The 10,365-nt window shown below is 60.0% G+C and carries 10 protein-coding genes; 4 read left to right on the top strand and 6 right to left on the bottom strand.

Going from position 1 to position 10,365, the window contains the following annotated elements:
* The first annotated feature begins 123 nt into the window (after window positions 1–123).
* Complete coding sequence (locus HMPREF2943_RS02910) at window positions 124–1,032, top strand: DUF559 domain-containing protein (protein ID WP_070710747.1); 909 nt, start codon at window positions 124–126, stop codon at window positions 1,030–1,032.
* Between the two features lie 106 nt (window positions 1,033–1,138).
* On the opposite strand, the gene HMPREF2943_RS02905 is transcribed toward HMPREF2943_RS02910, so the two are convergent.
* The 6 genes from HMPREF2943_RS02905 to HMPREF2943_RS02880 all read right to left on the bottom strand — a co-directional run bounded on the left by HMPREF2943_RS02905 (window position 1,139) and on the right by HMPREF2943_RS02880 (window position 8,600).
* On the bottom strand, window positions 1,139–1,438 hold the full coding sequence (locus HMPREF2943_RS02905; protein ID WP_070710746.1) for a DUF202 domain-containing protein: 300 nt from the start codon (window positions 1,436–1,438) through the stop codon (window positions 1,139–1,141).
* Complete coding sequence (locus HMPREF2943_RS02900) at window positions 1,435–1,797, bottom strand: YidH family protein (RefSeq protein ID WP_046648866.1); 363 nt, start codon at window positions 1,795–1,797, stop codon at window positions 1,435–1,437. The genes HMPREF2943_RS02905 and HMPREF2943_RS02900 overlap by 4 nt, the downstream gene beginning before the upstream one ends.
* A gap of 60 nt (window positions 1,798–1,857) precedes the next feature.
* The gene (locus HMPREF2943_RS02895) at window positions 1,858–2,541 is read right to left on the bottom strand and encodes a potassium channel family protein (protein ID WP_070444297.1); all 684 of its coding nucleotides are present in this window, start codon (window positions 2,539–2,541) and stop codon (window positions 1,858–1,860) included.
* 1 nt (window position 2,542) lies between these two features.
* Window positions 2,543–3,907: a TrkH family potassium uptake protein gene (locus tag HMPREF2943_RS02890; protein WP_070444299.1), complete on the bottom strand. Its 1,365-nt coding sequence runs from the start codon at window positions 3,905–3,907 to the stop codon at window positions 2,543–2,545.
* A 104-nt stretch (window positions 3,908–4,011) separates the two neighbouring features.
* The gene (locus tag HMPREF2943_RS02885; RefSeq protein ID WP_070710745.1) at window positions 4,012–6,060 is read right to left on the bottom strand and encodes a YhgE/Pip domain-containing protein; all 2,049 of its coding nucleotides are present in this window, start codon (window positions 6,058–6,060) and stop codon (window positions 4,012–4,014) included.
* On the bottom strand, window positions 6,060–8,600 hold the full coding sequence (locus tag HMPREF2943_RS02880) for a YhgE/Pip domain-containing protein (RefSeq protein WP_070710744.1): 2,541 nt from the start codon (window positions 8,598–8,600) through the stop codon (window positions 6,060–6,062). Before HMPREF2943_RS02880 ends, HMPREF2943_RS02885 begins: the two co-directional genes overlap by 1 nt.
* A 184-nt stretch (window positions 8,601–8,784) precedes the next feature.
* Here HMPREF2943_RS02880 and HMPREF2943_RS02875 point away from each other — a divergent pair, with 184 nt between their 5' ends.
* The 3 genes from HMPREF2943_RS02875 to HMPREF2943_RS02865 all read left to right on the top strand — a co-directional run bounded on the left by HMPREF2943_RS02875 (window position 8,785) and on the right by HMPREF2943_RS02865 (window position 10,170).
* The gene (locus tag HMPREF2943_RS02875) at window positions 8,785–9,174 is read left to right on the top strand and encodes an NUDIX hydrolase (RefSeq protein WP_070710743.1); all 390 of its coding nucleotides are present in this window, start codon (window positions 8,785–8,787) and stop codon (window positions 9,172–9,174) included.
* Between the two features lie 61 nt (window positions 9,175–9,235).
* A complete protein-coding gene (locus tag HMPREF2943_RS02870) occupies window positions 9,236–9,811 on the top strand; it encodes a TetR/AcrR family transcriptional regulator (RefSeq protein ID WP_070444307.1) in 576 nt (191 codons plus the stop codon).
* Window positions 9,808–10,170 carry a DoxX family protein gene (locus HMPREF2943_RS02865; protein WP_070444309.1) on the top strand — a complete coding sequence of 121 codons (363 nt, stop codon included), beginning with the start codon at window positions 9,808–9,810 and terminating at the stop codon, window positions 10,168–10,170. The genes HMPREF2943_RS02870 and HMPREF2943_RS02865 overlap by 4 nt, the downstream gene beginning before the upstream one ends.
* The last annotated feature ends 195 nt before the right edge of the window (window positions 10,171–10,365 follow it).

Genomic DNA, 10,365 nt, shown 5'->3' with positions numbered 1-10,365 from the left:
GGCGTCGCCAAGCGCTTGCCGACGCCCACCACCCACCAGGGGGTTGCGGGATCGAGGTCTGGGGGTTTGGCCCTGAATGCTGCTCAGCGCGCGCGAGCTGCTCGAATGCGCTAAAAGTAAGCCATGAACAACCTAGGCATCTTTCACTACATAGACACCCACATGGTCGATCTGCGCACGCTCACCAACGACGACCCCCGATGGGGAAAAATTCACGCAAGGAAATTCCATAAGCTCGCGTGGTGCTATGTCATTCCCCTGCACCGATGGCTGCACTTGAAACCCTGGGAGCGAGAAACCGCAGAGGTTTATGCCCATGCGCGTGCCGCACCGCGGGCAACTCTCCTGGGCAAAGCGGCTGCTCGCATCCATGGCATCCCTACGCTCACAACGCCGAGCGAGTATTTCGCGACAGTCCCCTCCAACTCCGTTCCCCAAAGGTCCAAGCGCCAATACTTCCGTTACAAGCAGACAAAGCTCAACAATCAAGTCACAGAAGTCCACGGGATCCGGGTTACGTCCCTGGCACGCACAGCGATCGACATCGCGCGTTTCGATGGCTTCGTCGAAGGTCTCGTCGCCGCAGACTACGTACGGTCACGCCGGGTATCAAAGGACACCCTCAACTGGGTTCTTGGCAACATGGGTCGCGTGAAAGGAGTCGCGGATGCCCGGCGGGCCGTGGAGCACAGCGTCAACAGCTCCGAATCTCCCTGGGAGTCTTATGCGCGGGCGCTTATTCTTGACGCGGGCCTTCCCGCGGTTCGCAGCCTGCGCGCCCAATACCGGGTCAATCAGTACTACGCCGACCTCGCGATTAATGGCTGGCTGCTCATTGAAATCGACGGCAATGTGAAATACGAGAACGAGCTGGAAGAGGTAATTCGAGCCGAACACCAACGCCAAAAGGCACTCCTCAACCAAGGCTTTGTCGTCTTACGCTTCTCACCCCAAGAATTGCGCGAAGCTCCAAAAGACTTTATCGCCACCATCGCGCGGCACTTAGCCGCAGGCCCGCGAAACTTCCGCTAGATCCCCAGACCTCGATCCCGCAACTCCCTGGTCGGCGGTTGGGCGTCGGCAAGCGCTTGGCGACGCCCACCTGCAGGTTGCGGGATCGAGGTCTGGGGGTTTGGCTCTACCAGATAGCGGCAAAGGCAACTGCCCCGAGGAGCATCGTCCCCAGCGCAACGGCGGCAAGCGCCGGAGCTCCGGGCAGGGCAGGTGATTCGGTCCGAGCCAGGATCTCGTCAACATGGCGAAGCTTGGCGGTGGCCAACCGCAGCACCACGGCCACCACTACCCCTACAATCAGGGCGGCCCATGGCGCAACGGAACGAACGACCAGCAAACCCGCGATGAGGCCGGCTAGACCCGTGCGCTGCCAGGCTAAGCGGGTGCGCTCGGGTTGGAGGCCGGGATCAAAAAGCTCGCTCACGCTAGCAGCTCGCCCACCAGAATCATCAGGCCGATGATGATCACCACACCAACAATCAACGCCAACGCTGGGCTAGCTGGGAGCGGACGCCCATGGCGCATCGCGCGCTCAGAGGCACCCCAGTGAAACCATGCCACTGCCGGCAGGATGATGGCCACGATCAGCATGATGACGGAAACGACGCGAGTCAGCGTGGTGTTCAGCGGCAGCTCGAAGGTCTCCAGAGCCACACCACCGGCGATAAAGGCTAAGGACGTGCGGATCCACGCCAAAAAGGTGCGCTCATTAGCCATGCTGAAGCGCGGGTCGGGTTCCTCCCCTGTTCCATACACCGAGCCCGGAAAACGTGCCTTCGTCATACGCGCCACTGTAGCGCCCCGCTCCTCGCTCCACAGTGCGAGGCACCCCAAGCACCGCGCTTAGGACTGCGAGAAGGCCTCAAGATCCGCTGGGCTACCGGCGACGACGATGAGGTCGCGGTGGGTGAGCTCGGTGCCGTCGACAAGCGGGCGCCACTGGCCAGGCCCCTCACAGCGTGAGATGAGCTGAACGTTGTGCTCTTCCCACACCTGGTGCAGGTTGAGCGGACGCTTGCTTATCGACGCCGGCGGGGTCATCGCCGTCACACCATAGTCGGTGGCGATCTCCGCAAAGTCCTCGAAGCGCCCGCCCAACAGGTGCGCCACGCGGCGGCCCGTATCGCGCTCTGGGCGGATCACGTGGTGCACTCCCAATTGGCGCAGGATACGGGCGTGCGCATCCGAATCTGCCTTGGCCCAGATATCGCCTACCCCCAGTTCCACCAAGTTCGAGGCGGTGAGGATGGAATCTTCCAAATCGGAGCCGATGGCCACGACCACGCGTTCCACTTCATCAACGCCCAGCTGGCGGAGGGCCTCGGCGTCGGTCGTATCCGCGGTCACGGCCTCGGTGAGGTACGCGGCGTGCTCGCGCACGTGCTTCTCCTCGGCATCGATGCCAAGAACCTCCACGCCATGCTCCATCAATTCACGGGCCAGGGAAGAACCGAACCGCCCCATGCCAATGACGACGACCGGCGGAATATTGATGGAAGACTTCTCACGCCGCAGGGCGCTGAACATGTTAGCCAATGAACGGCCTTTCTTCTGGGTAGCGGTAGCGCAGGCTAATAGTCCGGGCGGCCAGTGCCGCCACGAAGGTGGTGGGGCCTACGCGGCCAACGTACATGATGAGACACAGCATGAGCTGTGATGGTGCGGACAAACTTGCGGTAATACCCGTGGACAAACCCACGGTGGCGAAGGCGGACATGACTTCGAAAGTGACCTGGTCCGCGGTGAACTCGGGGTCCCAGATGCGCAGCGTTGCCACGCCTACAGCAACAACGATCATTCCGGCGGCGGTCAGCGCGAGGGCCTGGCGGAAGGTGGACAGCGGCAGGCGACGGTGCCCGATGGAGGTGTCTTCCCGGCCCAAGAATTCAGAGATCATCGCCGCGCCCAGAACGCATGCGGTCGTCACCTTGATGCCACCCGCCGTACCGGCGGAGCCGCCGCCGATGAACATCAGGATATCCGTGACCATCAGCGTCAACGGATGCGCTTCCCCGTAGTCAATGGCGTTGAAACCGGCCGTGCGGGGCGACGCACTCATGAAAAAAGCGTTAGTGAGCTTCTGTCCCAGCGGCATCCCGTGTAGTACCCCAGAGTTTTCTGCGAGGAAGAAAACAACGGTGCCGCTAAGCAACAAAAACGCTGTGGCACCCAGCGTCATCCGGGCGGTCATGGACATGCGGTGAATGCGTGGCGTGCCACCACGCCAGCGTGTTAGCCGTGCGCGGGCCCGTCGCACGAACTCCGCCAGCATGGGATAGCCCAAGCCACCCGTAATCAGGGCGCAGGCGAGGGGCAACAGGATCCAAGCATCGGCGGCAAAGGAAACGACGCTATCGGAATAGGTACTGAACCCGGCGTTGTTGAAGGCCGAAATAGCGTGGAAGATGCCTTCCCACACCGCGCGTCCTGGTGCTACTCCGTGTTCGGTGGCTAAACGCACGCCGATAAATACGGCAACGATGGCCTCGCAGATCAGAGTCATCACCAAGGTAAGCAGCAAGGCGCGGCGAATTCCGCCAGAGACCACGGCGCGGCCCTCCGCAGCACTAGTTCTGCGAGCTTTGAAGCTGATGCGTCCGGTCAGAAGCATGCCCGATAACGACGCCAAACTCATGATGCCGAGGCCGCCCAGCTGGATGAGCGTAATAATGACCACTTGGCCGAAGGGCGTCCAGTAAGTTCCGGTGTCCTCCACCACGAGACCCGTCAAAGAGACTGCCGAGGTAGCCGTAAAAAGTGCCGGCAAGAACGGAGTCCACTGTGGAACGTTGGCGGAAATCGGCAGCATAAGAAGCACCGTTCCCACGAGGATAAGCAGAATAAAGCCCGCGGCGGTGAGCCGAGCTGGGCCCAGGAAATGACCGCGTTTCACAGCGCTTCAGCTTACCGCTGGGTGCCGTTTCACGGGACCCCACTAACCTGTGAGTATCTCCAGAGTTTTATGTAAATAGCATCGGCTGCACCGTGCGGTAAGCACTACATCAGCTTGGTCTTTTCCAAGGTCTCCACCCAGCCATTGGTGAACTTCTCCAGCGGCTTGTGGAAGACCACGCCCAACACGAGCATCGGTACGGCAAAGAGCAAGAGGGCAAGCAGCGACAGCCAGAAGTCACCGTGGTAGGTTCCGGCGATGGCCGCGCGGAAGGCGCGGATGGTGTAGGTCGCTGGCAACCAGGGGCTAATGTTCTGGAACCACTCCGGAAGCACCGGCAATGGGTAAGCACCGCCCGAAGAAGAGACCTGGATGACCAGCATGAGCACCGCTAGCGCCTTGCCCGCGTTGGCAAACGACACCACAAAGGTGTAGCAAATCAGCATAAAGATGAGCGAGCTTATCCAGCCTGCCAGCAGCATGAGGATCGGGTGCGCGGGCTCGATGCCTACGAAGAAGATGAGGCCCAGGATGAGCATCGTCGACTGCACGAGGCCGACCGCCGCGAAAATACCGAAGCGCCCGAAGAAGCGCTGCATCGGCGAATACTTGTCCTTGTCCACAACGTCGGTGCGCACGCTCACTGCGGTCAGCAGCGCACCCACCCACAGCGCCAGGGCGGTGTACATGGGCGTCATGCCGGCGCCGAAGCTCTTGACCGGGTAGACCGCTTGCCTGTCGACGTCCACTGGGGCCGCAATCGCACGCGCCAAGGCGTCCGGATCTGAACCAATAAGGTCCGCGAGTTTCTTCAGATCCCCGGATTCCGCAGCGGAATCGATGTCCTTCTTTAGATCACCAAACTTGTTCGCCTTGTCCTGCAAGCCAGAGGCGAGCTTCTGTACCGCATCCCGGGCATCCGTCAAGGAAGAGGAATCAATGGTGACGGGAGTCTTCGCGGTATCCAGATCCGCGCTTACCTGGCCCAGGGAATTCTGCAGCGCGCGCAAGGATTCACGCAGACCGGAGGTGGAGATTCCCTCCACTGCCTTCTTGGCATCATCGAGGCTGGAGAGATCCGGCTTCGTAGGTTCGGGTGCGTTGGCGGCGGCCGTAAGGCGCGCGTGAAGGGCACGCTCGGCGTCGATAGCGTCCTCGATCCGGCTGAGCGCTTTCTCCTTATCCCCTACGGGAATCGGGAGGGCCTCAATGTGGCCATGCAGGTTCTGGTACTGCGCAATGGTGCCTTCTACCTGGCCGGCCAAGGTGTTGAGCGCGGCGACGCGGTCGGCGCGGGAGGCGGAGGCGTCGTCGTAAAGCGCATCAATGCGTTGGCGCACCACATCATAGCTGGCGCTGGTCGCATCGAGGGATTGTTGCAGCGCATCCGTCGAAACATTGAGTGAGGAGGACTGGACCTCCGGCAGCTCCAGGTCCGCCGAGTCCGCAATGCGCTGGGCGCTTTCCATGAGCGGAACCGCGGTATCCACAAGTCCAGCCAAGGAACGCGCGGTACGTGCCGCCATATCCAGCTGGGTCTGCACACCATCCGCGCGCGCCTGCATCCGGTCCAACACGGCCTTGGTATCGCCCTGGCTCAAGAAGTCGGAGAGTGAGGTAACCAGGTCGAAGGAAACATCGCCGACCGTCGTGGTGAAGGCCTCGGCCACCTGCGCCGACACGCCCTCTGCACCCTGACCTGTAATCTTCGGCGCCAGCGCATTCTTCTTTTCATTCATATAGAAGGACAAATCCGCAGGCTGGGAACCATCCGTGTAGAAGTTCATCATGTCGGTACTGAAATCTTCCGGAAGCACGATGGCTGCGTAATACTCACCGGACTTGGTACCTTCTATCGCCTCATCGGAGGTGGTCACAACCCAATCCAGCTGCTCGTTTGCACGTAGCTCATTGAGCACCTGGTCGCCGACGTTGATGGGCACCGGCAACAGATCGCTTTTGTAGCCGGTGTCCTTGCTGGCCACCGCCACCTTGAGCTGGCTGGTGTTATCGAAGGGATTCCAGCTGGCCAGAACGTTAAACCAGGTGAACAGCATCGGGATAACGACGAGGCCCACGAGCATCACCGCGCTCATCACGTTGCGGCATGCGGTGCGCATGTCATTTAGAAAAAGATCGAGTGTTCCACGCATTAGTTATCCCCCTCCGTGGACTCCGCGCCAATGCGCGCTGGATGTTTGATGTCATCCTCATCCAACGTCACCAGCTCTGCGGACTGCTTCAGGCTAATGCGCAGGTACTCCAGGGTGACCGCGGCGATAATGATGAGGAAGCACCATGCCGTCCAAATAGCCAGAAGCAGCGGCTTCTGGTCGGGCAAGAGACCCGAGACGACGATGAGGATCACCACTCCGATAACACCGGCGATGCCCACCAGCTTGAGCCAATAGCCCCAGTTGTGCGCGCGGCGGTCCAGATCCTTCTTCAGGCCACTGCGGCTATCCAGCGCCTGGATGACGTCCGCGATGCGGTAGCCGGAGCCCACAACCTGCACGTTTTCATAGTCAAAGAGCTCAGTGTCCCGCAGCTCGCGGTTGAAGATGACATTGAAGTGCGCCAACGCCTTACGCAGCAGCAGGCCGAAGACGAAGAACAGAATGAACATGAAGGCGAGCACGGCCATGTTCTTGAAATAGTGGTTCCCATAGAACCCACCGATGGTTTCGCGCATGGCATCGATGCCGTACGTGAATGGCAGTAGTGGGTAGATGGTGTGGAAGAAGTTGGGCAAAAGCTCAATCGGGTACAGGCCCGAAGCACCCGGAATCTGGATAATGACAAAGACCACGCAGAGGCCACGTCCCAGGTGTCCCAGGGATGAGGACAGTGCGTAAATAATGCTCAAGTAGGCCAGTCCCACGAGTATGCCTGTCAGGACGAAAGCCGGCGCATTCACGGTCTGCACGCCAATGAGCAGATCACCGACGGTCACCGTGATGGCCTGGATGATAACCATCAACGCCATGAGGAGGAAGCGGCCCAAGTAGGCCTGGCCCACTGTGACGCGGTCGAAGCCTTCCTTATCCACCTCGACCCGGAAGATCACCATGAGGACGAAGGCACCAATCCACAGGGAGAGGTTGGTAAACAGCGCCGCCATGGCGGAGCCGTAGCTGTCCACCGGGTACACGGTTTCGGTCTTCAGCTCGATGGGTTCGGCAAAGAACCTACCGATTTCTTCCGCATCCAGCCCGGTGACATCTTGAACGACCTTGGAGTTCATTGCGGCTCGCAGCGAGCCCACATCACCCTGCATCGCGCGCAAACTGTCCTGCAGGGCAAGGAGGTTGGCATCGAAATCGGACAAGGTGTCCTTCGTGGCACGCAGCTGCTGGGCCACACCATCTAGGAGACCGTCTGCCTCCTGCATGGTGCCCTTCTGGGCTTCCAGGGTGGAGCTCAAAGCGCTCGCCATGGAGCTCAGGTTGCTCATGGCACGGTTGATTTCGGGCACGGCGGACGTCACGGTATCGCGCAGCGTCTGCGAGGTGGCCTTGGTATCGGCCGCCGCCTGATTAATGGCCTCCGCGCTAGCCTGCACGTTATCCGCCGCGGCCTGCGTATCCTTGCTCAGCGCACTGAGGTTTCCCACCAACTGGCGGTTGGATTCATTACCCTCATCAAGGCGCTGGATGGCGTCATCAATTTCCTTAGCCACCTGCGGTGAGAGTGTTGCGGAATCGCGCAGGGCTTTAAGCTGCGCAATCGATTCTGCGCTCGCATCAATGGCGGTATTAGCCCGCTGCGTGGCGTAATCGAAGCGGTCACCGGCCTGGTTCAGGCCAGCGGTGACATCAGCGATGGATTCCTGCGCCTGGGCGGTGCCGTCCGCCACCGCAGTCGCACCGTTGACGAAGGCGCCGGTGGTCTGGTCGGTGAAGTCCCCAATACCACCTTGGGCCTCCTCGACCAGGGAGGAGACCTCGGCGAGGGCGGTTTGGGCGTCGCCCAGCGCAGCACTCACATTGGCCACCGTAGACTTAGCTCCCAACGTGGAGTCAGCAGCGGCGTCAAGCTTTCCCTGGATCCGCGCGAGGTTCTCGCGGTTGCCGTCAATCTCCTGCGCGGTCTCCCCGAATGCGGAGCTGGTGTTGTTCATCGCGCGCGTGACTTTTCGCTCAAAGTCGGTACCGGTGTCCTTGACGTTCTCCGCAGCGACGGTGGCCACCTGCTCCTTAAAGGCCGCCGTGATCTGCTTGTCCAGACCATTGGCACCGGTATCCGTGATCTTGACGGCGATGGCGTTGTTCTTCTCGTTGACGCGGTAGACCAGCTGCGGCTGCGTGAACTTCCCGTCGAGCATGCTCACGAGGTTCTCACTGAAGTCCTCCGGAATCGTCACCGAGGCATACACGTCTCCCTCTAAAAGGGCTTTCTCGGCTTCGTCGCGCTCAAGGAATTGCCAGCCTATCTGGTCATTCTTTTTCAGTTTCTCAATGACCTCGCTGCCGACATCAATGTCCCCAGTGAGCTCATTGTTAGCACCCTTGTCCTCGTTGACCACGGCCACCTTAATGTTGTTGGTATGGCCATAAGGGTCACGAAAAGCCGCGATGTTCACCCATGAATACAACGCGGGGGTGATGATGAGTCCGATGAGGATGATCCACGCCCTGGGGACGCGGCCAAGCCTGGCTACATCTCTGATAAAAATCTTCCAACTTTGGCGCACTGAAGGCAGTGTACCCGTTGAAGCTTCGAGTCTCTAACCTGCCGAAACCCATAACGTAATTTCCATGATTAACAATTAAAGGTTGATATGGTTTGCTAAAACAAAACCCTTGCCCACACCCCGCCAACTTGTATTGATAAACAAATTTTTCTAGCACTTTCACTACCCACTACAATCGGCGGCCATGATTGAAGTCGCAGCCGTCGTCATCCGCAACCCGCAAGGCCACGTGCTTACCGTGCGCAAGAAGTCCTCCAGCAAATACCAGCTGCCCGGCGGCAAGCCTGAGGCGGGCGAAGCGCTTGTCGACGCCGCCCTGCGCGAAGTCGCCGAAGAAGTAGGCCTCACCCTCGACGCCGAGAGCCTCAACGAACTCGGCACCTTCGACGCTCCCGCCGCCAACGAACCGGGCGAGGTCGTCGTCGGCACCATCTTCACCTGCACCCGCACGGTCACCGCCGACGAACCCCATGCGGCCGCCGAAATCGGCGACACCGCCTGGGTCAACCCAGCGGCCCCCGACCGCGAGCTTGCGCACCTGTTGCGTGACCGCGTCTTCCCCGCGCTGACCTAGTTGCAATCACCAACACTCTGACGCCATTGACCCTGAAACTGTCAAGCGCTACTCTTTGAACATGTTCACTGAACACGTTCACTCATCACGCTCGGCCGCCAAAGCTGGCACCGACAGCAAGGTCCTAGCCACCGCCTATGACCTCTTCCTCACTCAGGGCTACGCCACCACCAGCATCCGGACTATCGCATCCGAAGCTGGCGTCAGCGTGGGAACCGTCATGGGAGTCGGCGACAAACAAACGCTGCTCATCCACACCATTGGCCAACGCATTTCAGAACTCCACGACGACATCCGGGGACAATCCGATAGCCTCCTCGACGTCCTCGAACCATTCCTGCAGATGTTCACCGGCCACGATGAACTCTCCCGCGCGTTCGGCGCGGCGCTCATCCAACAAGGCAACCAAGGTAAGGCACTCACCGCGCTCAAAGCGCTCCTAACCGATGAAATCGCCCTGCGCCTTGGCTCCAGACTCAACAGCGACGATGCGGCCGAGTACTCCAACCTGCTGTACAACGTCTACCTCGGCTTACTCATTGGCTGGGCCGCCGGAATCTACGACACCGAGCACCTCACATCCCAAGCCGCCTCATCGATCGAACGCCTCAACACCGCATTCGGAGTAACCCAATGATCCTAGAATCCTCCCCCGCTTGGCCCTCCCTACTACTAGCAGCCATTCTGCTTGGCGACGCCGCCCTCTCCCTCAAACCAGTCCCCTTCATCGAAGCCTGCCTCAGCGGCGTCAAACTCCCCAAGGACTGGTGGTGGGCGCTCATTGTCATCAAGTGCCTCGCCGCCGCAGGACTCATTGCCGGCCTCTGGTTCCCCGGCGTAGGAATCGCAGCCATGGTTGGCGTCATCGCCTATTTCTGCGCGGCCGCAGCAGCCCATGCCCACGCCCACTTCCTCGGTAGCGCATTCTGGATTAACTGCTTAGGCATGCTCGCGCTCTCAATCGGCGTGCTCACCCTGACGCTCGCACTGAATTAAGACACCAGTCAACCTTTCACGGCTTCCTGAAGGCAGATACATCATTTCACCTCTTGATTGATGACTTGATGCTTTCTACCCTAAAGGTATGTGTACCACGATAAACCTCCCCCCGAAACTCCTTGAAGAAACGAAGGTCCAAGCCAAAGCCAACAATGTCACTTTTGGGGTTGCCCCCAAATCGTGGACACGTAG

The sequence above is a fragment of the Corynebacterium sp. HMSC072D12 genome (genome assembly GCF_001813925.1).
Taxonomy (GTDB): Bacteria; Actinomycetota; Actinomycetes; order Mycobacteriales; family Mycobacteriaceae; genus Corynebacterium; species Corynebacterium aurimucosum.
The sequence above is the reverse complement of the archived record's forward strand: the minus strand, read 5'-3'. Positions and strand labels throughout refer to the sequence as shown.

Excerpts from the sequence above, each read along its gene's own strand:
- HMPREF2943_RS02885 (WP_070710745.1), bottom strand. The coding sequence starts at position 6,060 with ATGCGTGGAACACTCGATCTTTTTCTAAATGACATGCGCACCGCATGC.
- HMPREF2943_RS02910 (WP_070710747.1), top strand. The coding sequence starts at position 124 with ATGAACAACCTAGGCATCTTTCACTACATAGACACCCACATGGTCGAT.
- HMPREF2943_RS02870 (WP_070444307.1), top strand. The coding sequence starts at position 9,236 with ATGTTCACTGAACACGTTCACTCATCACGCTCGGCCGCCAAAGCTGGC.
- HMPREF2943_RS02875 (WP_070710743.1), top strand. The coding sequence starts at position 8,785 with ATGATTGAAGTCGCAGCCGTCGTCATCCGCAACCCGCAAGGCCACGTG.
- HMPREF2943_RS02895 (WP_070444297.1), bottom strand. The coding sequence starts at position 2,541 with ATGTTCAGCGCCCTGCGGCGTGAGAAGTCTTCCATCAATATTCCGCCG.
- HMPREF2943_RS02865 (WP_070444309.1), top strand. The coding sequence starts at position 9,808 with ATGATCCTAGAATCCTCCCCCGCTTGGCCCTCCCTACTACTAGCAGCC.
- HMPREF2943_RS02900 (WP_046648866.1), bottom strand. The coding sequence starts at position 1,797 with ATGACGAAGGCACGTTTTCCGGGCTCGGTGTATGGAACAGGGGAGGAA.